We start from the raw sequence: 19,795 nt of genomic DNA on the forward strand, positions 1-19,795 counted from the left end.
AGCACGGGGCCTTACAGGCCCCGATTTCTCACGGTCAGCATCTTTCTCTTATAGCTCAGCCGGATTTTTCCATTCAGCATAAACCGAAGCGGACTCATGCGCCGCAGGCGTTGCTCAACCTCTTTTCCCTGTGGCGTATCATGAAGCTGCGAGTAATAACGATTGGCAATATCCAGCCAGTGACAGGTAATAAGCGGGGCATAACGCGCAGGCAATACCTCGTCGAGATGGCGAGTCGCCTCAATCAGGCAGTCAATCTTGTGGTGATCGATGGCTGATGACAGGCTCTGTGGATGTTTGCGATACAGGTAGAAACCGGCGCGAGAGTAAAGCGTTTTGCGGCTGTGCATCAGCATTACCGGGAAAAGCCAGGTATCTTCATAACAGATAAGATCCGGGAAAGCGTGTTGTTGCAGCAGGCGACGGGCAAAAAACTGTCCGATAAAGTGCGCCTGATAGTCGCGATGGATCAGAAAACGTTCAACAGCGTCATGCTGCGTTAATTCTTCCGGCACGGCAGGTTGCCAGGCCGGCTGGGGGCCGTCAGTCCGTGTTTCAATGATTTTACTCAGCAGAATGTCGGGACTGCGCTGCGCCAACAGCGCCAGCCTGTCCGCCAGCGCGTCGGGCAGCAGCCTGTCGTCGCCGTCTACCATCAAAATGTAGTCGCCACGAGCCATTTGCACCGCGTGATTACGAACGCGGCCGACGTTGCGATAGCGCGTCTTCTCCGTGCGAATGTGGGGATAGCGTCCGGCGTAGTCGTCGATAATCGCCTGGGTATCGTCGGTGGAGTCATCGTTGATGATGACGATCTCCGCGCGGTTGCGCGCATCGGCCAGAGAAGCAAAAACGCTGTTCAGCGTCTCCGCCAGCCAGGGCGCGCAGTTGTGCGCGGCAATTAAAATAGTGAGCTGCGGGCAGACGTCCATCAGGCGTCAGCACTGAGCAGAGGAAGAAGCATCGTCTGTACATCCGGCGCGGAAATAGCCGCCATCGCGTTTCCCTCCGCAGGCCGGACGACAAACTGGTTTTTTCCGTATCCGCCAATCAGGCCGGGGTCGGTCGGGCCATAGAGCGTGATATTAGGACGATCGAGCGCGGCAGTCAGATGGCTCAGGCCGGTGTCGACGGAAACCACCGCCCTGGCACCGGCCAGCACGCGTGCGATCTGCTCCAGCGTAAGCCGGGGCAGCACCTCAACGTTGTCAAACCCCTGCGCCAGACGTTGCGCGCGCTGATGTTCATGATCGGTGCCCCAGGGAAGCTTGATGCGCAGCCCGGTGTTTTGCAGCAGGCCGATAAGATCGCGCCAGTGTGACTCCGGCCAGTGCTTGGCGTCGCGGGTGGTGGCATGCAGGAAAACCAGATACTGGTTGACGTCGGCGGGCGGTTCAGCCAGAAAGTGGCTGGCGATGGCATAGTCGCCTTTACTTTCCGGCAGCGGATAGCCGAGGCTTTTCGCAAACAGTTCGCGCGTGCGCTGCACGGCGTGCTGCTGTTTGTTAATTTCATGACGTTGGTCATACCACCAGCTGGCAAAAGGCTCACGCGCGCTGCGGCTGTCCTGGCCGTGCTTGATGCCTTTGGCGATGCGGGTGACCAGCGCCGCGCTTTTAATTAGGCCCTGCGCATCGATCACCAGATCGTACTGGCGCGACTGAACGTCCTGCTTAAAGCGAAAGCGCTCTTCCCGGACATCGCTGCCAAACCAGTGTTTCCGCCAACGGCGAATGGCGACCGGGATCACCCGATCTACCGCCGGATGCCAGGCGGGAATTTGTGCAAATCCCTCTTCCACTACCCAGTCGAAGCGAATGCCGGGAAGGGCGCGCATGGCGTCCGTCAGCGCGGGCAGCGTGTGCAACACGTCGCCCATGGAGGACGTTTTAACAATCAGAACCTGCATTCGCTCTCCTGGTTTTTCTCCAGCAGGGTTTCCAGCTCAGCGAGAACGCGCTCTGGCGTGATATCAATCAGGCTTTGATGGTAGCCTTCCGCGGCATCCCCTTTGCGCACCCGGTGATAGCCGGTGATCATTCGGATCACGCGCGCTTTGTGCGACAGCGGCGGGGTAAAGTCGGGGCTGCTGGGGCCATAAAGCGCCACCAGCGGACGATCCAGCGCGGCGGCGATATGCATCAGTCCAGAATCGTTGCTGACCACGGCGCGGCACTGCGCCAGCAGGATCACCGCCTGCTCAAGCTGCGTTTCGCCTGCCAGATTGTGGCAGCGTTCGCGGGCGTCGGGATGAAGGCTTTGCACTATTTGCTCGCCGGTTTCTTTATCTTTTGCTGAACCAAACAGCGCGAGCTGAAAACCTTTGTCGATCAGCGTCTGTGCCAGTTCTGCGTAGTGATAGTGCGGCCAGCGCTTGGCCGGACCGAATTCGGCGCCGGGGCAGAAACCGATCAGCGGGCGCGCTGGCGACAGGCCGAAAGCGGCAGAGGTAGCCACTTTTTCTGCATCATTGACGTCCAGTTTGGGCCACAGCAGCGGCTGCGGAAGATCGCTTGCGCGCCGCACGCGCGATTTATCGTAGGCCAGCGCCACATAGCGCTCCACCATTAACGGCCAGGCGGCTTTATCCAGCACGCGCGCATCGTTTAACACGCCGTAGCGCATTTCACCGCGCCAGCCGGTACGCGTTTTGATCCCGGCGAAAAAGGGCACCAGGGCGGATTTGAAGGAGTTGGGCAGAACATAAGCGCGATCGTAACCTTTATCACGTAGCGCGTGGCCCAGCCGACGGCGCTCGCCTAACGCCAGCGCGCCGTGACCCAGCGGCATCGGCAGCGCCTCGTTAACCTCCGGCATGCGCGACAGCAACGGACGGCACCACGCAGGCGCCATTACGTCGATGACGGCATCCGGGTGGTTCGCCTTCAGCGTGCGATACAGACTTTGCGACATCATCATATCGCCCACCCAGGAAGGCCCGATGACCAGTATTTTCATCGGCACCCTTTACGCTTTGCGGTTGAGCCAGGCCATATAGTCGGCCACGCCTTCGGCGACGGTTTTGAACGGCTTATCGTAACCTGCCGCGCGAAGCCGGGTTAAATCCGCCTGGGTATAGCCCTGATAGCGGCCTTTCAGCTTTTCCGGGAAAGGAATGTATTCAATTTCACTTTTCTGATGGAATTTCAGGGCTGCGTCAGCCACTTCCTGGAACGACTCCGCCCGGCCCGTGCCGCAGTTGAAGATGCCGGATACGCCGTTTTCCCAGAACCACAGGTTGACGGCGGCCACGTCTTCGACATGGATGAAGTCGCGTTTAAAGCCGTCGCTGCCTTCAAACAGCTTGGGATTTTCACCGTTATTAAGCTGCGTATTCAGATGAAACGCCACGCTGGCCATGCTGCCTTTATGGCCTTCGCGCGGGCCGTAAACGTTAAAATAACGGAAGCCGCAAATCTGCGATTCTGCCTGCGGCAGCACCTGACGCACGTAGTGATCGAACAGCATTTTGGAGTAGCCGTAGACGTTCAACGGCTCTTCAAACTCGCGCTCTTCAATAAAGTTGTCGTTACGGCCGCCATAGGTCGCGGCAGAAGAGGCGTAAAGGAAGGGGATCTGGCGCTCGATGCAGTAATGCATCAGCTCCTTGGAGTACTGATAGTTGTTATCCATCATGTACTTGCCATCCCATTCGGTGGTGGCCGAGCAGGCGCCTTCGTGGAAGACCGCCTCCACATCGCCGAAATCTTCATCCGCAAGAACGCTAATCAGGAAATCTTCTTTATCCATGTAATCGGCAATATCCAGATCCACCAGGTTGGCGAACTTGGTGCCGTCTTTCAGGTTGTCGACAACAAGAATGTCCGTATAGCCTTTCAGATTCAGCGCTTTAATGATATTGCTGCCGATAAAACCAGCGCCGCCGGTGACGATAATCATGAGCTTTAACCTTAAACAGTGGGGGTGAAACGGGAGGTTTCACACACTAATGCCTAATATCATAACATCTCAGCACCACCCGGACAGCCGCAGGCGGCAGGAATTATCTTTCGTCGGCGTTAAATATGCTGTGAAAATCACACAACACGATCAGCACTCTCGTGACAACGCGCGCGCTTCAGTAAGATGTTTCGCTCATTTGCTCCCGTCGGAGAATAAAAAATGGCCTCATCATTTTATCAGCAGCTTACGCAGCAACTTGCCACGCTTCACGAAGACGGTTTGTTTAAGGAGGAGCGAGCGATCGCCTCCGCTCAACAGAGTAATTTAACGCTTGCGAGCGGCGAACAGACAATTAACTTCTGCGCCAACAACTATCTGGGGCTGGCAAACCACCCGGCGCTGATTGCGGCGGCGAAGGAGGGCATGGACAGCCACGGTTTCGGCATGGCCTCCGTGCGTTTCATCTGCGGCACGCAGGACACGCACAAACGGCTGGAGCAGCGGCTGGCAGAGTTTCTCGGCATGGAGGATGCCCTACTTTACTCCTCCTGTTTTGACGCCAACGGCGGCCTGTTTGAAACGCTGCTTGATGCAGAGGACGCGGTGATCTCCGACGCGTTAAACCACGCCTCTATTATTGACGGCGTGCGGCTGTGCAAGGCGAAACGCTATCGCTACGCCAACAACGATATGGCCGAGCTGGAAGCGCGTTTGACGGAGGCACGCAGCGCGGGCGCGCGACATATTATGATCGCCACCGACGGCGTGTTTTCGATGGATGGCGCGATAGCCAACCTGAAGGGCATCTGTGATTTGGCCGATCGCTACAACGCGCTGGTGATGGTGGATGATTCGCACGCGGTTGGCTTTGTCGGCGAGGGCGGGCGTGGCACCCATGAATATTGTGAGGTAATGGGGCGCGTCGATATTATTACCGGCACGCTGGGTAAAGCGTTGGGCGGCGCATCCGGCGGCTATACGGCAGCGCGGAAAGAGGTGGTGGAGTGGCTGCGTCAGCGTTCGCGTCCTTATCTCTTTTCCAACTCGCTGGCGCCCTCTATCGTCGCCGCCTCGCTGCGCGTGCTCGACATGCTGAGCGAAGGCGACGGGCTGCGTCAGCGTCTGTGGGAAAACACGCGTTTCTTCCGCAACGCGATGACGCAGGCGGGCTTCCGGCTGGCGGGCGCCGATCACGCCATCATTCCTGTGATGCTGGGCGAGGCAAAGCTGGCGCAGACGTTTTCGCGTCGTCTGCAAAAAGAAGGCATCTATGCGATTGGCTTCTTCTATCCGGTGGTGCCGCAGGGGCAGGCGCGCATTCGCACGCAAATCTCAGCCGCGCACACGCAAGAGCAGCTTACGCGCGCGGTGGAAGCCTTTACCCGCATCGGCCATGAGCTGGGCGTCATTGGAGGGGAAACGGCATGAAAGGCTTAGCCAAGCTGCGGTCTGAAGAGGGCATCTGGATGATCCATGACGCGCCCGTTCCCGAGCCGGGACATAACGATCTGCTGATCAAAATTCGCAAAACGGCCATCTGCGGCACCGACGTGCACATCTACAACTGGGACGCGTGGTCGCAGAAAACCATTCCGGTGCCAATGATCGTCGGCCATGAATACGTGGGTGAAGTGGTCGCGGTGGGCCAGGAAGTGAAAGGGTTTGCCATCGGCGACCGCGTTTCAGGTGAAGGGCATATTACCTGCGGGCACTGCCGCAACTGCCGCGCCGGGCGCACCCACTTGTGCCGCAACGCCATCGGCGTCGGCGTTAATCGCCAGGGCTGCTTTGCGGAATATCTGGTCATTCCCGCCTATAACGCCTTTCGCATTCCCGACAACATTTCCGACGAGCTGGCCGCCATTTTCGATCCCTTCGGCAACGCCGTGCACACCGCGCTGTCGTTTGATCTGGTGGGCGAAGACGTACTGATTTGCGGCGCGGGGCCAATCGGCATTATGGCGGCGGCGGTCTGTCGCCACGTCGGCGCCCGGCACGTGGTGATCACCGATGTGAATGAGTATCGCCTCGATCTCGCGCGCAAAATGGGCGTAACGCGTGCGGTCAACGTCAGCCATGAAAAGCTGCCAGAAGTGATGCACGAACTGGAGATGACGGAAGGCTTCGATATCGGCCTTGAGATGTCCGGGGCGCCCGCCGGTTTTCACAGTATGCTGAGCGTGATGAATCATGGCGGTCGCATCGCGCTGCTGGGCATTCCGCCTGCGGAAATGTCGATTGACTGGAATCAGGTAATTTTCAAGGGACTGTTTATTAAAGGCATTTACGGGCGGGAGATGTTCGAAACCTGGTACAAGATGGCGGCGCTGCTCCAGTCCGGGCTGGATCTCAGCCCAATTATTACTCACCGGTTCAGCATCAACGATTTCCAGCAGGGTTTCGATCGCATGCGTTCCGGGCAGTCCGGGAAGGTGATCCTGGAATGGTGATCGCTTCCGGGCCGGTTGCACACCGGCCCGGATGTCTTACCCTTTTTTTTCGTCATCCGTCAGATAGCGGACTTTGCGCGTGTAGTCCTGCCCTTTAAAGGTCATCTGTGCGTCCGGCGATTCAAGGTATTTCTGCCATTCGGAAAGCGGGAAGCCACCGTGCGCGCCGACAACCTCTCCCGGAATAGCTGCGGTAGCGCCGCCAATTTTCTTCGAAACGGGCCAGTTCATCCAGTCGCCCAGATTCACGGTTTTGAGATCCAGCATATCAAGCAGGGCAGCCAGCGGAAGCTGATCGGTTGGCGGCTGAGAGTCATCCATCAGCGCCCACGTATCCTGAAACAGCGTGAGCCACAGCGGACAGATACGCTGCCAGGTTTTTCGCGTGGCGGCGAGAAATGCGCCGTTAACGTGATCGACAATAAAGGGACGCACACTGTTGCGATAATAGGCGGGACGATTCTCCTCAGGCGCGCCCATCAGCTTGGCAATCATTCTGCCCTGGCGGAAACTGGAGTAAATGTGTCCGTCGTGCATCTGAATATCCGGCATTTTAAGCAAGTTCAGGTCGGAATCGATCATCAAAATGCCGTCTGTTTTTGCCTGTAACGGCGCCTGAAGCTTAATCAGCCTGCTGCGATAAATTTGCTTATAGCGGTAGCTCTCTTCGCGGAAAGGCACCTCCAGCGTCACCACGCGCGTTCTGTCAGGCAGTTCACCAAACTCATCGGCGGATCTGTCGCTGACGATGACGATCTCCTCCGCGCCCGGCGCAAAGCGGGAAGCGAACAGCGCGCTGAGTTTTGCTTCAGCAATAAAATCTTCGCCGGTACAGGGGATCACTACCGACGTGACGGGAATATTTCCCCGCGCGCTTTCATAGGGAAGGTTATGACGCGAGCGGATGTAACGAAAATGGGGTTTCATAAATTCAAACATGCGATGAGTTCCCGTGTGCCGCACTTTTTAAACGTGATTCCACGCCAGAGACATAATGCTCAATGGCATAGTGCTGTTTTACGCTGGCGTTGGCCTGGGCCAGCAAATTTTTACGCGTGTCCGCATCAAGGTAAAGGGTTTTCATTTGCGCGAACAGACCGTCAATGTCGCCATACTCAAACAGCAGGCCGGTTTGCGCGTGCGTCACGAGTTCGGCGGTGCCGGTCACGCGTGAACCGATGACCGCTGTGTTCAACAGCATTGCCTCCAGCACCACGCGCGGCAACCCCTCGCTTTTTGATGCAAGCACAAAAACGTCAAACGCAGCGAGATAGTCCAGCGGATTGCTGCGAAAACCGGTAAACGTGACGCGATCGGCAATGCCGGCTTTTTTCGCCTGCGCCTGTAGCGCAGCCAGATCGGGGCCTTCGCCAAGAATAACCATCCGCCAGCGGGCCTGCGGAAAGGCGGCGGCAAACTTCTCCAGCGCGCTCAGTACATGATGATGCGATTTACGGGCGATCAGCGAGCCGATGCTGCCAAACACAAAGGTGTCGTCTTCAATGTCCAGCAGCTCGCGGCGCATTGTCAGGCGGTCGGGCAAACGCTGGTGGATATCGATGGCGTTAAAAACGGTAAAACATTTTTCCGGCGCAACGCCCTTATCCAGCAGCACCTTTCGCACGCCGTTTGAAACGGCGATGACCGCATCGGCGCGCCGGTTCACCAGCCTTACCAGCTGCGGATTGAGCACCGGCTCTATGCGGCAGTGTTGCACTACCGCAATCGGCAGCCCCTCTGCCGCCAGATAGCCTTCTGCATTGGAGCCGGGTTGGTTATTCATATAGAGAATGTCTGCCTGATACTCGGCAATAAGCTGGCGGATACGTCTGGCATTGGGCCGTATGCGCCAGCGCATATCGATATGGTTAGTCATTTTCTGCCGCTGCGTGCGGCTATAAAAAACCAGGGTACGAAGCACCTCTTTGGCCATTTTTGCCCAGCGCGGCTGTTTACGCTGTGGGATCAGGATAAAAGGGATATCAAGCGCCTGGAGAACCTGTCTGATTGAATCGCCTGCGCCGCGCCGGTAGTTATGATAAAAACAGCAGCGCACATCAAACTGCGTGCGATCGATACGCTTCAGTAACTCAAGCATGCTGTTGGTGCCGCCGCCCCATTCATTGCCGGTATCCAGCAGCAGAATTTTTTCAGGCCGTTGTGTCATCGGACCGCTTCCCGTATCAGAAAGTCATTAAGGCGTCTTCGGGGCGCTGAACGTCAGCCCGGAAAAATGGGTGTTGATATAGCGCATCGCGCGGCTGCCGCTGATGCTTTCCGCTATCACCTCAAGCGCACGGCTGGCTGGCACCGGCTGCTGTTTCACGACGCAGAGTTTTACACCACGGAACGGATTGCGCAGCGGGCCGGTTCGCTGCGGCTCGCCTGACAGCTGGCTGGGCCGCACCAGCGTGATATCCGACGGCAACGTCGGCAGCATCTGCTGAAGAACGTGGACGGTTGTGGGATGAGGATGGCCGATAGCGATAGCGTAACCGTCACGTTGAGCAAGCCTTACCGCGCGGGTAAACTGGTTGCGTATATCGGCTTCGTTCTGCGTATCATCAAGAAATACCCGGCGTTTAATGACCTTCACACTGGTGCCTGCCGCCGCGCGGGTTGACTGGCTGTTACCGATGGTCATGCTGTCGAGAAAATAGAAGTTATAGTGATTCAGCACGCGCATTACTTTTTGCATGCCCGGCAGGCTGGAAGTCATCGCGCTGCCCATATGATTGTTCAACCCGACTGCGCCGGGCACGTTGGCCACCGCATGGCGAATAATTCGTTCGATTTCGGCATCCGACATGTCGGGGCGCAGCGTGTCTTTTTCCAGCGGCTGTTTGCTCAGCGGCGCCATTGGCAGGTGGATCAGCACTTCATGACCCCGCTGGCGGGCTTTGGTTGCCATTTCACGCGCGTGCGGCGCGTCAGGCAAAACGGCAACCGAAATCGCCGACGGCATCTGTAATACCTGGTTTTCCTGAGCCGGACGATAACCAAAATCGTCAATAACAATCGACAGTTTGCCCGCGTGCGCGGCGCAGGCCAGCGTGAGGCCCGTCAGCACGCCGCAAAGTTTGCGCAGAAGTAACAAATTATCTTCCTAACCACGGTAGTGGATTAACCGCCTGTCCCTGACGTCGAATTTCAAAATAGAGTGAAGGCGTACCCTGGCCGCCGCTGGTGCCCACCAGCGCAATCGGCTGTCCTGCCTTAACCTGAGCGCCTACGCTGACCAGCGCGCTCTGGTTATAACCATAAAGGCTCATATCGCCTTTACCGTGTTCAACCACCACAACCAGTCCGTAGCCCTGGAGCCAGTCGGCCATCAGCACGCGGCCATCGGCGATCGATTTCACTTCAGTGCCTTCTGCGGCGCTGATCACCAGCCCTTTCCAACGTAGCTCGCCCTGTAGCTCTTCGCCAAAGCGATGCTGTAAGCTGCCGCGAACCGGCCAGTTAGCCTGTCCTGAAGGGCGGCCAAGCCCACCGGTGCGGGACATCAGCGAGCGCTCGCTTTCGGTCGGTTTATAGGTGGTGCCTTTGCTCTTCGCCTGCTGTTGCCGCGCCCGAACGCGTTCGGCCTCGCGCGCTTCCCGTTCCGCGCGCGCGCGTGCTTCCCGCTCGGCTTTGGCAATCTTATCGCGCAGGCGAATTTCGTTTTGCCGCAGCTCGACCAGTTGCGCCCGATCTTTCTCCAGCGAAGACTCCAGCGTTCCCAACGTTTTCTTACGATCCGAGCGCGCGCTCTCCAGCTTCTGCGCCTGCGCCTGCTGCTGTGAAAGGAGGTTCTTTTGCTGCGCCTGTTTATCAATCCGCGCGGCTTTCTCCGCCGACAAATCGTTGCGTGTTTTTTTCAGATCGTCGATAGATTTCTGGCGGGCGTCATTGAGATAGCCGAAGTAGGCCAGCAGGCGTTCACTGCGCTGGCTCTCCTCACCGCTGAGGATCAGCTGAACGCCGCTGTGTTGCCCCTGACGAAACGCCGCATCCAGCTGCTCCGCCAGCAGCGCTTCCTGCGATGCCTGCCGGGTCTCAAGCTTATCAATGGAGGCGGTCAGGCTGTTGATCTCTGTACGTAAACTGTTCAGCGCAATCTGCGTTTCACGTAGCTGGCGACTGGCTTGCGCAATGGTTTTTTCCTGACTCTGCAACTGCGCGAGCAGTTTGCTTCGCTGTTGTTGCTGAAGGCGGACGCTCTTCTCTTTTTCGGCGATGTTCTGCTGAATGGTTTTCAGTTCAGATTTATTATCGTCCGCCGCCCGGCTTTCCGCAGGCAGCAGCAAAATGCCTGCGCTGAGCACGCAGGCGGAAAGTGTGAACATGCCAGTTCGTAGCAGAACGCCAATGGCCGATCCGTTACCTGGGGTTCGCAGACGTAAAACTGTCGAATTTTCCCTCATAGGAAAGGATTATTCCACGATGAACAGCGGCTTACCAGCCATCCGTAAACGCTTTTGCATTTCGTTTAGTAACGATGTCATTAACGTATTCACTTTCCGCCTGTCGCTATTCACAGAAACCAGACCCGGCATTGCACAATAAATAACCGTTCATTTGACGAGCGAAACAGCGCTTCGCGAGGGATTTACACAGATGACAATTTTTTTTGGGAAACAGCCCCAGAAAACGCAACTCGAACCGCTTCACGTCTGTACATGACAGCACTGGCAGGTATACTCAGAGGCCTTGTTTTCGCTTATTAACCCTTTCGGGAGTTGTTACCCCTCATGCAAGATATTATGCAGTTCGCAGGCAACCATACCATTCTGAGTCTGGCGTGGGTTGTTCTGCTGGTTTTGGTGATCGTGACCACCGTTAAGGGCATGTTCTCTAAGATAAAAACGGTCAGCCGCGGCGAAGCGACTCACCTTATCAATAAAGAAGAAGCCGTTGTAGTCGATGTGCGTTCACGTGATGACTACCGCAGAGGCCACATTTCTAACGCCATCAACCTTTCCGCCGCCGACATCAAAAAAGGCAGCCTGGGCGAACTGGAAAAACATAAAGCGCAACCGGTGATTGTTGTTTGCGCAAACGGCACGTCTGCCGGTGATTCCGCCTCACAACTGAACGCGGCAGGATTTGAAAAAGTCTATATCCTGAAAGAAGGCATCGCTGGCTGGAGCGGCGAGAATCTGCCGCTGATTCGCGGTAAATAATAGTGGAGAAGCCGTATGGCAAACGTTGAGATCTATACCAAAGCCACCTGCCCGTTTTGCCACCGCGCAAAGGCGCTTCTGGATCAGAAGGGCGTGAACTATCAGGAAATCGCCATTGATGGCGATGCCGATAAGCGCGAAGAGATGATCAAACGTAGCGGCCGTACCACCGTTCCGCAGATTTTTATTGATGCACAGCACATTGGCGGCTGTGATGACCTGTTCGCGCTCAACGAGCGTGCAGGCCTCGACCCGCTGCTCAAATAAACGGGCAGATGGCGTGATAACGGATTATTAACCCATAGGATTACGTAATATGTCAGAGCAAAACAACACCGAGATGGCTTTCCAGATCCAGCGCATTTACACGAAAGATATCTCCTTCGAAGCGCCAAACGCGCCGCAGGTCTTTCAGAAAGAGTGGGAGCCAGAGGTCAAACTGGATCTGGATACCGCATCCAGCCAGCTGGCTGATGAGATTTATGAAGTCGTTCTGCGCGTTACCGTGACCGCAACGGTGGGTGAAGAAACCGCATTTCTGTGCGAAGTTCAGCAGGCGGGTATTTTTTCCGTTGCCGGTATCGAAGGCAACCAGATGGCACACTGCCTGGGCGCATATTGCCCCAATATTCTGTTCCCGTACGCGCGTGAATGCATTACCAGCCTGGTTTCACGCGGCACGTTCCCGCAGCTTAACCTGGCTCCGGTAAACTTTGACGCGCTGTTCATGAACTATCTTCAGCAGTCAAGTGAAGGCACCGCTCCGCAACAGGACGCATAATGTCTTCCACCAACGCCTCAATGAGCGTTATCGGTGCCGGATCTTACGGCACCGCTTTAGCTATCACGCTGGCAAGAAACGGCCATCAGGTTGTTTTATGGGGTCATAATCCACAGCATCAGGCCCAGCTTCAGGCGGATCGCTGCAACACTGCTTTTCTGCCTGACGTGCCGTTTCCCGATTCCCTCAGCATGGAAAGCGATTTAGCCACGGCTATTGCGGCAAGTCGCGACCTGCTGGTGGTGGTTCCCAGCCATGTCTTTGGCGACGTGCTGCGGCAAATAAAGCCTCACCTGCGCCAGGACTCTCGTATTGTCTGGGCAACCAAAGGCCTGGAAAAAGAGACCGGCAGGCTGCTTCAGGACGTTGCTCGTGAGATTCTGGGCGACGACATTCCGCTGGCGGTCATATCCGGCCCTACCTTTGCAAAAGAGCTGGCAGCCGGTCTGCCGACCGCTATTGCGCTGGCCGCGACGGAGACGAAATTCGCCGACGATCTGCAAACGCTGCTGCACTGCGGCAAAAGCTTCCGGGTTTACAATAATCCCGATTTTATTGGCGTACAGCTTGGCGGCGCGGTAAAGAACGTTATCGCCATCGGCGCGGGTATTTCCGACGGCATTGGCTTTGGCGCCAACGCGCGAACGGCACTGATCACCCGTGGTCTGGCCGAAATGACCCGGCTGGGCAGCGCGCTGGGCGCCGATCCCACCACCTTTATGGGCATGGCGGGCTTAGGCGATCTGGTGCTGACCTGTACCGATAACCAGTCACGCAATCGCCGCTTCGGCATGATGCTTGGGCAGGGAAAAGATGTTGAAACCGCGCAAAATACCATTGGCCAGGTAGTGGAAGGTTTCCGAAATACCAAAGAAGTTAAGGCGCTGGCCGCCCGCTGCGGCGTTGAGATGCCAATAACCGAGCAGATTTATCAGATCCTGTATTGCGAAAAAAATGCACGAGAGGCAGCATTAAGCCTGCTCGGACGGACAAGAAAAGACGAAAAGTAGTTCCGGCTGAGCGGTAAAACAATGCTTCATCAGCAGCCAACTGGCGTGATGCACTATTCGACGGGAGAGAGCCATGGCGTGCGTAGAACCTGAACAGGTCTGGGACAATATAAAAGCGGAAGCGCGTGCGCTGGCTGATTCTGAACCGATGCTGGCCAGTTTTTACCACGCAACGCTGCTTAAGCATGATGACCTTGGCAGCGCGCTGAGCTACATGCTGGCTAACAAACTGGCAAACGCCATTATGCCGGCTATCGCGATCCGTGAAATCGTGCAGGAGGCATACAACCAGGATCCTTCAATGATCCAGTCCGCCGCCTGCGATATTCAGGCGGTACGCCAGCGCGATCCGGCTATCGACAAATATTCCACTCCGCTACTTTACCTGAAAGGCTTTCATGCGCTTCAGGCTTACCGCATCGGCCACTGGCTTTGGGGCGAAGGGCGACGCGCGCTGGCGGTTTATCTGCAAAACGAAGTGTCTGTTTCCTTCGCGGTAGATATCCATCCCGCCGCAAGAATTGGCCGCGGTATCATGCTGGATCACGCAACGGGTATCGTGGTGGGTGAAACGGCCATCATTGAAGATGACGTGTCGATTTTACAATCCGTTACCCTCGGCGGGACGGGCAAGACCAGCGGCGATCGCCACCCGAAAATTCGTGAAGGCGTGATGATTGGCGCAGGCGCGAAGATCCTCGGCAATATTGAAGTGGGGCGTGGCGCTAAGATCGGCGCAGGGTCGGTGGTATTACAACCGGTGCCGCCGCACACCACGGCGGCAGGCGTGCCCGCGCGGATTGTTGGCAAACCGGGCACCGACAAACCCGCAATGGATATGGATCAGCACTTTAACGGCACCGTCGCAGGCTTTGAGTTTGGCGACGGCATCTAGTATCAGGCCTGTTCCTTAATCACCGCGCCCGCATAACCAAGCTGGCGCCAGGCTTCATAAACCACCACCGAAACCGCATTTGACAGGTTCATGCTGCGGCTGTCCGGCTGCATCGGGATGCGGATCTTATGCTGAGCGGGCAGCGCATCAAGAATGGTTGCGGGCAAACCACGCGTTTCAGGTCCAAAAAGCAGGAAGTCGTCGGGCTGATAACTGACGGCGCTGTGTGCTGGCGTGCCTTTTGTGGTCAACGCAAAGAGGCGAGAAGGCGATTCTGAGGCGAGGAACGCGGCGTAGTCGGCATGACGGCGAACCGCCGTGAACTCATGGTAATCGAGCCCGGCGCGGCGAAGCCGTTTGTCATCCCACGTAAAACCGAGCGGTTCAATCAGGTGCAAACGAAAGCCGGTGTTGGCGCATAACCGAATAATATTGCCGGTGTTAGGCGGGATTTCAGGTTCGTATAAAACAATATTTAGCATCGGCTCTGGCCCTCGCGAAAGAGGGCCAGAGCATAGCAAACTATCTCAGTTTTTGCTGGAGTAAAGCGGCAGCCAGAGCGTCAGGCGCAGGCCGCCAAGCGGGCTGTCGTCGGCCTTAACCCAACCGCGATGTTGCTGGATCGCCGTTTCAACAATCGCCAGGCCCAGTCCCGTTCCGCCTGATTCCCGATCGCGCGCCTCGTCAGTACGATAGAACGGTCGGAAAATCTGCTCGCGATCCTCTTCACTCACGCCAGGGCCATCATCATCAACGTGAATGGTAATGCCCTGTTTATCTACGGCAAAGCTGACGGAAATCTTCGAATATGAGTAGCGCAGCGCATTGCGTACAATGTTTTCCAGCGCGCTGTCGAGCGCATTTGGGTTGCCGTAAAGCGGCCACGGCCCTGGCGGATAGGGCACGTCCAGCGTTTTACCCATTTGCTCTGCTTCAAATTTGGCATCGTCCAGCACGTCAGACCACAGGTGATTGGCCTTCAGCGCCTCGCTAACCAGCGCGTTTTTGTGCTGCGTGCGCGACAGCACCAGCAGATCGTTAATCATGCCGTCGAGGCGCTGGGCTTCCATCTCAATGCGCTGTAGCTCTTTTCCTTCGCCCTGGCGGCGTCGCATCAGCGCCGTAGCCAGTTGCAGCCGCGTCAGCGGCGTTCTCAGCTCGTGCGAGATATCCGACAGCAGTCGTTGCTGCCCGTTCATCATGCGTTCAAGCGCGCTGACCATCTGATTAAAACTGGCGCCGGCCGCCAGAAACTCCTGCGGGCCTGCTTCCAGTTCAGGGTGCTGCCGCAGATTACCGGCCGCCACGTCATCTGCCGCATGCTTCAGTTTCCTTGCGGGTTTTGCCAGGCTCCAGGCGAGCCAGAGCAGCAGCGGCGAACTGATTAACATTGTGACCATCAGCAGCAGCAACGGACGGTCGAAAAGCAGGTTGATGAAGTCAAGCTGGGAACTGCCCGCCGGGCGAATCAAATAAAGCTGGTAGCTGTCTTCACCATCGCGAACGGAAAACGGCCCGACCATCTCAACCCGGCCGTACTTTTTCTTCTGCGGTCGATCGGCGTTATCAGATTGCCCGATAAAATTACGGATCACCTGCATTTCATTATGCTGAGCGCCAATCACGCGGCCTTCGCTGGTGACCAGCAGAAGTCGCTGGCCCGGCGGCGCCCATTTATCAATTGCGCGAAACAGCCTGCGCCACCACATAAGATCGTTGGGCGGATCCTGCCTCAACTCAGCTTCAACGTGCTGCTCAATCATCGTGCCCTGTCGCTGCTCGTTATCAAGCAGCGACGTCATCTGGCGAGTGTCAAGTTTGGGAACCATCAGCACCAGCATCAGCACCAGCGCGAGGGTCAGCCAAAAGATGGCAAATATGCGGGTGGTAAGGCTGGATATCATGTAGCCGAAACCATCAGATAGCCACGGCCGCGCAGCGTTTTGAACCACGGATGACCATCCTTGCGATCCGGAAGCTTACGTCGCAGGTTCGAAATGTGCATATCGATAGCGCGATCGAACGGCGTCAGACGCTTGCCAAGCACTTCCTGGCTCAGATGCTCACGAGAAACCACCTGACCCAGATGCTGCGCCAGCAGGTAAAGCAGAGTGAATTCCGTGCCGGTCAGGTCCAGCGTCAGGTCGTCAAAGCTGGCCTCCTGGCGCCCTGGGTTAAGCCGCAAATGATCGACCTCCAGCGTAGGTGAACTGCTATCGTGCTGCTGTTGCTGTTCACTCCAGTTAGAACGACGCAGAATGGCGCGAATACGGGCCACCAGTTCGCGATCGTTAAACGGTTTAGGCAGATAGTCGTCTGCGCCCAGTTCCAGGCCCAAAACGCGGTCCAGCTCGCTGCCGCGAGCGGTAAGCATAATCACCGGCGTCTGGTGTTGCTGACGCAGTTCTTTAAGCGTGTCGATACCGTTTTTCTTCGGCATCATCACGTCGAGTAAAAGTAAATCAACTGTGTTATCTAACAAGGCCAGCGCTTGCTCGCCGTCGCCGGCAACAACCACTTCAAACCCTTCCATTTCAAGCAATTCTTTAAGCAGCGAAGTCAATTCGCGATCATCGTCAACCAACAGGATTTTATTCATTTTTTATTGCCCTCCGCAGGCAAAATACCGTGAACGAATGCTGTCAATCCATGACTTTACGTAGTTTTACACCGCCTGACGCATGTTTGCAGCGTTGTCCGTAGACTGGATTTCGTTGAATCGAAATATGGACCGGGAGTTAACGATGCGCAAAGCAACAGCAGCCGTCGTTGTGATACCGGCGCTGATCATAGCATTTTCAGCCGCAGGGGCCGCCGAGGTGGCGACAACTGATGACATGCCTCAAAGCGAGGCGGCGCCACGCAGTATGACGCAGATTCCTCAAACACACATGTTTGATGGTATCAGCCTTACTGAGCAGCAGCGCCAGCAAATGCGCGATTTAATGCGTCAAACGCGTCGAGAGCATTCTCTCATAAGTATTAACGATTTAGATCAACTGCATAAACTCGTCATTGCAGAGAATTTTAATGAAACGGCCTACAAGGCAGAGCTGGACAGAATCGCGCAGGCGGAAGTAACGCGTCAGGTTGAAATGGCGCGTGTGCGCAACAAGATGTATCAGCTCCTTACGCCAGCCCAGCAGGACGTTTTAAAACAGAAACATCAGCAGCGCATGGATAAAATGCGCCAGCTGACCAGTTTGCAGCAGCCTTCATCGCTGCATGCAGCAAGTAGTAGTACCAGCAGTAGTCAGTAATGCCGTAACCAGTAACATAGTATCCCTGTTTTCCTTGCCATAGACACATCCCTGTCTTCCCCGCCATGATGGCGGGGCTTTTTTTTGCTCAAAATTCATTATAATTACCTTCCGATCCTTATGGAGTTTGGCATGGAATATCCCTACGCCCGGTTGGTAAACGCGGCTGCTCTGGCGGCAACCACGCTCGCTTCTCTGCTGTTGATTGTGAAAATTTTTGCCTGGTGGTACACCGGCTCGGTCAGCGTGCTGGCCGCGCTGGTTGATTCGCTGGTTGATATTGCCGCGTCGCTGACCAACCTTTTCGTGGTGCGCTATTCTCTTCAACCTGCTGATGAAGAGCATACGTTTGGCCACGGCAAGGCAGAATCGCTCGCGGCGCTGGCGCAAAGCATGTTTATTTCAGGCTCCGCGCTGTTTCTGTTTCTTACCGGTCTCCAACACCTTGCCTCGCCCGCGCCGATGCGTGCGCCGCTGGTAGGGATGGTGGTGACGCTCATTGCGCTCGGCCTGACGATGGTGCTGGTAACCTTTCAGCGTTGGGTGGTGCGTAAAACGCGCAGCCAGGCGATTCGCGCCGATATGCTTCACTATCAGTCTGACGTAATAATGAACGGCGCCATTCTTGTCGCACTGGGGCTGAGCTGGTATGGATTTAAACTTGCCGACGCGCTGTTTGCCCTGGGCATTGGCGTCTGGATTTTATTCAGTGCGCTACGGCTGGGTTATGAGGCCGTTCAGGCGCTGTTGGATCGCGCGCTACCGGATGATGAGCGACAGGCAATAATCGACATTGCCTCGCGCTGGCCTGGCGTTATCGGCGCGCACGATATCCGAACCCGGCAGTCCGGCCCGACCCGCTTTATCCAGCTGCATTTAGAAATGGACGATAATTTGCCGCTTGATCAGGCGCATCGGTTGGGAGACGAAGTTGAAATCGCGCTGTTAAAACGTTTTCCCGGATCGGATGTCATTATCCACCTGGACCCCATTTCCAGCGTTATGCCGCACGAGCGTGAATCGGTCGTTTTGCCTGATAAATAAACGGGTTAACGGTTTTAAGGGCGAAAACGTGATACTGTGCAAAAAAAATAGCCGTTTGATGACTGACCTGAATCAATTCAGCAAACTGGCTTTGATATACTATTGCAGATATTCAGCGATAAGCTCGCTTGCGTCGTGTGACCCGGCGTCCAGAATTTACATTTGCATTAACAAGTTCAGAGGTTGTCATGATTAAAAAAATCGGTGTACTGACAAGCGGCGGTGACGCTCCGGGTATGAACGCAGCGATTCGCGGCGTGGTTCGCGCTGCGTTGAGCGAAGGTCTTGAAGTGTGCGGCATCTACGATGGCTATCTTGGCTTGTATGAAGATCGCATGATCAATCTCGATCGCTATAGCGTCTCTGACATGATTAACCGCGGCGGCACGTTCCTCGGCTCCGCGCGTTTTCCGGAATTCCGTGAAGAAGCTGTTCGTACCGTTGCGATTGAAAACATGAAAAAGCGCGGTATCGATGCGCTGGTGGTTATCGGCGGTGACGGCTCCTATATGGGCGCAAAACGCCTGACGGAAATGGGTTTCCCCTGCATTGGCCTGCCGGGCACCATTGATAATGACGTCGCGGGCACCGATTACACCATTGGCTATTTTACCGCGCTGGAAACGGTGGTTGAAGCGATTGACCGCCTGCGTGATACCTCTTCCTCGCATCAGCGTATCTCTATCGTTGAGGTGATGGGGCGTTACTGCGGCGATCTGACGCTGGCAGCGGCCATCGCGGGCGGCTGCGAATTTATCGTGCTGCCGGAAATCCCGTATACGCGTGAAGAGCTGGTAGAAGAGATTAAAGCGGGCATCGCGAAAGGTAAAAAACACGCTATCGTGGCTATTACCGAGCATATCTGCGATATCGACGAACTGGCGAAATACATCGAGTCTGAAACCAAACGCGAAACGCGTTCAACGGTGCTTGGACACATCCAGCGCGGCGGCGCGCCGGTGGCCTATGACCGCATCCTGGCCTCACGGATGGGCGCTTACTCTATTGAGCTGCTGTTGCAGGGCTACGGCGGTCGTTGCGTGGGCATCCAAAACGAGAAAATGGTTCACCATGACATCATTGACGCTATCGAAAATATGAAGCGTCCGTTTAAAGGTGACTGGCTGGATACGGCTAAACGACTCTACTAAATCGTTGGGCGCTGGCGACAGCGCCTTTCTTATGCATCGCGTTATACTCTTTAGTTATTACAGCTTATTTTTAATTCTTTAATTCATGAAACACTTTATGTCACGCTCTCGGTAAGAATTCATCCCCGGGAGCGCA

The 19,795-nt window shown here is 56.0% G+C and carries 21 protein-coding genes; 10 read left to right on the plus strand and 11 right to left on the minus strand.

Annotation, left to right across the window (positions count from 1 at the left end; translation table 11 throughout):
• Nucleotides 1–11 precede the first annotated feature (11 nt).
• From FA91_RS19185 to rfaD, 4 genes are read right to left on the minus strand one after another with little or no spacing between them, the layout of a single operon-like run.
• Nucleotides 12–932: a glycosyltransferase family 2 protein gene (locus tag FA91_RS19185; protein ID WP_034918423.1), complete on the minus strand. Its 921-nt coding sequence runs from the start codon at nucleotides 930–932 to the stop codon at nucleotides 12–14.
• Nucleotides 932–1,909 carry a lipopolysaccharide heptosyltransferase RfaC gene (gene rfaC / locus FA91_RS19190; RefSeq protein ID WP_034918425.1) on the minus strand — a complete coding sequence of 326 codons (978 nt, stop codon included), beginning with the start codon at nucleotides 1,907–1,909 and terminating at the stop codon, nucleotides 932–934. Before rfaC ends, FA91_RS19185 begins: the two co-directional genes overlap by 1 nt.
• The gene (rfaF, locus tag FA91_RS19195; protein ID WP_034918427.1) at nucleotides 1,897–2,958 is read right to left on the minus strand and encodes an ADP-heptose--LPS heptosyltransferase RfaF; all 1,062 of its coding nucleotides are present in this window, start codon (nucleotides 2,956–2,958) and stop codon (nucleotides 1,897–1,899) included. Before rfaF ends, rfaC begins: the two co-directional genes overlap by 13 nt.
• Before the next feature lie 9 nt (nucleotides 2,959–2,967).
• Complete coding sequence (rfaD, locus tag FA91_RS19200) at nucleotides 2,968–3,900, minus strand: ADP-glyceromanno-heptose 6-epimerase (protein WP_034918429.1); 933 nt, start codon at nucleotides 3,898–3,900, stop codon at nucleotides 2,968–2,970.
• Nucleotides 3,901–4,122: 222 nt separating this feature from the next.
• On the opposite strand from rfaD, the gene FA91_RS19205 reads away from it, so the two are divergent.
• Both FA91_RS19205 and tdh read left to right on the plus strand, forming a co-directional pair.
• On the plus strand, nucleotides 4,123–5,331 hold the full coding sequence (locus FA91_RS19205; protein WP_034918432.1) for a glycine C-acetyltransferase: 1,209 nt from the start codon (nucleotides 4,123–4,125) through the stop codon (nucleotides 5,329–5,331).
• The gene (gene tdh / locus FA91_RS19210; RefSeq protein WP_034918434.1) at nucleotides 5,328–6,353 is read left to right on the plus strand and encodes an L-threonine 3-dehydrogenase; all 1,026 of its coding nucleotides are present in this window, start codon (nucleotides 5,328–5,330) and stop codon (nucleotides 6,351–6,353) included. The genes FA91_RS19205 and tdh overlap by 4 nt, the downstream gene beginning before the upstream one ends.
• A 36-nt stretch (nucleotides 6,354–6,389) precedes the next feature.
• Here tdh and FA91_RS19215 read toward each other — a convergent pair whose 3' ends face one another.
• The 4 genes from FA91_RS19215 to envC are packed head-to-tail and all read right to left on the minus strand — an operon-like array spanning nucleotide 6,390 to nucleotide 10,759.
• Nucleotides 6,390–7,292, minus strand: a complete 903-nt coding sequence (locus FA91_RS19215; protein ID WP_034918436.1) for a glycosyltransferase family A protein — start codon at nucleotides 7,290–7,292, stop codon at nucleotides 6,390–6,392.
• Nucleotides 7,285–8,520 carry a glycosyltransferase gene (locus tag FA91_RS19220; protein WP_034918440.1) on the minus strand — a complete coding sequence of 412 codons (1,236 nt, stop codon included), beginning with the start codon at nucleotides 8,518–8,520 and terminating at the stop codon, nucleotides 7,285–7,287. The genes FA91_RS19215 and FA91_RS19220 overlap by 8 nt, the downstream gene beginning before the upstream one ends.
• Before the next feature lie 27 nt (nucleotides 8,521–8,547).
• Complete coding sequence (locus FA91_RS19225) at nucleotides 8,548–9,450, minus strand: divergent polysaccharide deacetylase family protein (RefSeq protein ID WP_034918441.1); 903 nt, start codon at nucleotides 9,448–9,450, stop codon at nucleotides 8,548–8,550.
• Nucleotide 9,451: 1 nt separating this feature from the next.
• Complete coding sequence (gene envC / locus FA91_RS19230; protein ID WP_034918444.1) at nucleotides 9,452–10,759, minus strand: murein hydrolase activator EnvC; 1,308 nt, start codon at nucleotides 10,757–10,759, stop codon at nucleotides 9,452–9,454.
• A 327-nt stretch (nucleotides 10,760–11,086) separates the two neighbouring features.
• Between envC and FA91_RS19235 the strand changes: the two genes are divergently transcribed.
• From FA91_RS19235 to cysE, 5 genes are all read left to right on the plus strand, one after another.
• Nucleotides 11,087–11,518, plus strand: a complete 432-nt coding sequence (locus tag FA91_RS19235) for a rhodanese-like domain-containing protein (RefSeq protein ID WP_034918446.1) — start codon at nucleotides 11,087–11,089, stop codon at nucleotides 11,516–11,518.
• A 15-nt stretch (nucleotides 11,519–11,533) separates the two neighbouring features.
• A complete protein-coding gene (grxC, locus tag FA91_RS19240) occupies nucleotides 11,534–11,785 on the plus strand; it encodes a glutaredoxin 3 (RefSeq protein WP_034918448.1) in 252 nt (83 codons plus the stop codon).
• Between the two features lie 49 nt (nucleotides 11,786–11,834).
• Nucleotides 11,835–12,299 (plus strand): protein-export chaperone SecB, encoded by a 465-nt coding sequence (gene secB / locus FA91_RS19245; protein ID WP_034918449.1) that lies wholly within the window; start codon nucleotides 11,835–11,837, stop codon nucleotides 12,297–12,299.
• On the plus strand, nucleotides 12,299–13,309 hold the full coding sequence (gene gpsA / locus FA91_RS19250; RefSeq protein ID WP_034918451.1) for an NAD(P)H-dependent glycerol-3-phosphate dehydrogenase: 1,011 nt from the start codon (nucleotides 12,299–12,301) through the stop codon (nucleotides 13,307–13,309). The genes secB and gpsA overlap by 1 nt, the downstream gene beginning before the upstream one ends.
• Before the next feature lie 73 nt (nucleotides 13,310–13,382).
• Nucleotides 13,383–14,204, plus strand: a complete 822-nt coding sequence (cysE, locus tag FA91_RS19255; RefSeq protein ID WP_034918453.1) for a serine O-acetyltransferase — start codon at nucleotides 13,383–13,385, stop codon at nucleotides 14,202–14,204.
• 2 nt (nucleotides 14,205–14,206) lie between these two features.
• Here the strand turns inward: cysE and trmL are convergent, their stop codons facing one another.
• Genes trmL through cpxR form a run of 3 tightly spaced genes read right to left on the minus strand, consistent with a single transcriptional unit; the run spans nucleotide 14,207 to nucleotide 16,803 of the window.
• Nucleotides 14,207–14,686 (minus strand): tRNA (uridine(34)/cytosine(34)/5-carboxymethylaminomethyluridine(34)-2'-O)-methyltransferase TrmL, encoded by a 480-nt coding sequence (gene trmL / locus FA91_RS19260; RefSeq protein ID WP_034918455.1) that lies wholly within the window; start codon nucleotides 14,684–14,686, stop codon nucleotides 14,207–14,209.
• Nucleotides 14,687–14,731: 45 nt separating this feature from the next.
• The gene (cpxA, locus tag FA91_RS19265; protein WP_034918457.1) at nucleotides 14,732–16,108 is read right to left on the minus strand and encodes an envelope stress sensor histidine kinase CpxA; all 1,377 of its coding nucleotides are present in this window, start codon (nucleotides 16,106–16,108) and stop codon (nucleotides 14,732–14,734) included.
• Nucleotides 16,105–16,803, minus strand: coding sequence for an envelope stress response regulator transcription factor CpxR (cpxR, locus tag FA91_RS19270; protein ID WP_034918460.1), 699 nt, complete (start codon nucleotides 16,801–16,803; stop codon nucleotides 16,105–16,107). Before cpxR ends, cpxA begins: the two co-directional genes overlap by 4 nt.
• A gap of 145 nt (nucleotides 16,804–16,948) precedes the next feature.
• On the opposite strand from cpxR, the gene cpxP reads away from it, so the two are divergent.
• The 3 genes from cpxP to pfkA all read left to right on the plus strand — a co-directional run bounded on the left by cpxP (nucleotide 16,949) and on the right by pfkA (nucleotide 19,659).
• The gene (cpxP, locus tag FA91_RS19275) at nucleotides 16,949–17,464 is read left to right on the plus strand and encodes a cell-envelope stress modulator CpxP (RefSeq protein ID WP_034918462.1); all 516 of its coding nucleotides are present in this window, start codon (nucleotides 16,949–16,951) and stop codon (nucleotides 17,462–17,464) included.
• Nucleotides 17,465–17,596: 132 nt separating this feature from the next.
• A complete protein-coding gene (gene fieF, locus FA91_RS19280) occupies nucleotides 17,597–18,508 on the plus strand; it encodes a CDF family cation-efflux transporter FieF (RefSeq protein WP_034918464.1) in 912 nt (303 codons plus the stop codon).
• A 188-nt stretch (nucleotides 18,509–18,696) separates the two neighbouring features.
• The gene (gene pfkA, locus FA91_RS19285) at nucleotides 18,697–19,659 is read left to right on the plus strand and encodes a 6-phosphofructokinase (RefSeq protein WP_034918465.1); all 963 of its coding nucleotides are present in this window, start codon (nucleotides 18,697–18,699) and stop codon (nucleotides 19,657–19,659) included.
• Nucleotides 19,660–19,795: the final 136 nt, after the last annotated feature.

The sequence above is a fragment of the Erwinia sp. 9145 genome (assembly GCF_000745075.1).
Taxonomy (GTDB): domain Bacteria; phylum Pseudomonadota; class Gammaproteobacteria; order Enterobacterales; family Enterobacteriaceae; genus Erwinia; species Erwinia oleae.

Excerpts from the sequence above, each read along its gene's own strand:
- cysE (WP_034918453.1), top strand. The coding sequence starts at position 13,383 with ATGGCGTGCGTAGAACCTGAACAGGTCTGGGACAATATAAAAGCGGAA.
- rfaC (WP_034918425.1), bottom strand. The coding sequence starts at position 1,909 with ATGCAGGTTCTGATTGTTAAAACGTCCTCCATGGGCGACGTGTTGCAC.
- cpxA (WP_034918457.1), bottom strand. The coding sequence starts at position 16,108 with ATGATATCCAGCCTTACCACCCGCATATTTGCCATCTTTTGGCTGACC.
- cpxP (WP_034918462.1), top strand. The coding sequence starts at position 16,949 with ATGCGCAAAGCAACAGCAGCCGTCGTTGTGATACCGGCGCTGATCATA.
- FA91_RS19220 (WP_034918440.1), bottom strand. The coding sequence starts at position 8,520 with ATGACACAACGGCCTGAAAAAATTCTGCTGCTGGATACCGGCAATGAA.
- pfkA (WP_034918465.1), top strand. The coding sequence starts at position 18,697 with ATGATTAAAAAAATCGGTGTACTGACAAGCGGCGGTGACGCTCCGGGT.
- trmL (WP_034918455.1), bottom strand. The coding sequence starts at position 14,686 with ATGCTAAATATTGTTTTATACGAACCTGAAATCCCGCCTAACACCGGC.
- rfaD (WP_034918429.1), bottom strand. The coding sequence starts at position 3,900 with ATGATTATCGTCACCGGCGGCGCTGGTTTTATCGGCAGCAATATCATT.
- secB (WP_034918449.1), top strand. The coding sequence starts at position 11,835 with ATGTCAGAGCAAAACAACACCGAGATGGCTTTCCAGATCCAGCGCATT.
- cpxR (WP_034918460.1), bottom strand. The coding sequence starts at position 16,803 with ATGAATAAAATCCTGTTGGTTGACGATGATCGCGAATTGACTTCGCTG.
- FA91_RS19185 (WP_034918423.1), bottom strand. The coding sequence starts at position 932 with ATGGACGTCTGCCCGCAGCTCACTATTTTAATTGCCGCGCACAACTGC.
- rfaF (WP_034918427.1), bottom strand. The coding sequence starts at position 2,958 with ATGAAAATACTGGTCATCGGGCCTTCCTGGGTGGGCGATATGATGATG.
- fieF (WP_034918464.1), top strand. The coding sequence starts at position 17,597 with ATGGAATATCCCTACGCCCGGTTGGTAAACGCGGCTGCTCTGGCGGCA.
- FA91_RS19205 (WP_034918432.1), top strand. The coding sequence starts at position 4,123 with ATGGCCTCATCATTTTATCAGCAGCTTACGCAGCAACTTGCCACGCTT.
- envC (WP_034918444.1), bottom strand. The coding sequence starts at position 10,759 with ATGAGGGAAAATTCGACAGTTTTACGTCTGCGAACCCCAGGTAACGGA.
- FA91_RS19235 (WP_034918446.1), top strand. The coding sequence starts at position 11,087 with ATGCAAGATATTATGCAGTTCGCAGGCAACCATACCATTCTGAGTCTG.
- tdh (WP_034918434.1), top strand. The coding sequence starts at position 5,328 with ATGAAAGGCTTAGCCAAGCTGCGGTCTGAAGAGGGCATCTGGATGATC.
- gpsA (WP_034918451.1), top strand. The coding sequence starts at position 12,299 with ATGTCTTCCACCAACGCCTCAATGAGCGTTATCGGTGCCGGATCTTAC.
- grxC (WP_034918448.1), top strand. The coding sequence starts at position 11,534 with ATGGCAAACGTTGAGATCTATACCAAAGCCACCTGCCCGTTTTGCCAC.
- FA91_RS19215 (WP_034918436.1), bottom strand. The coding sequence starts at position 7,292 with ATGTTTGAATTTATGAAACCCCATTTTCGTTACATCCGCTCGCGTCAT.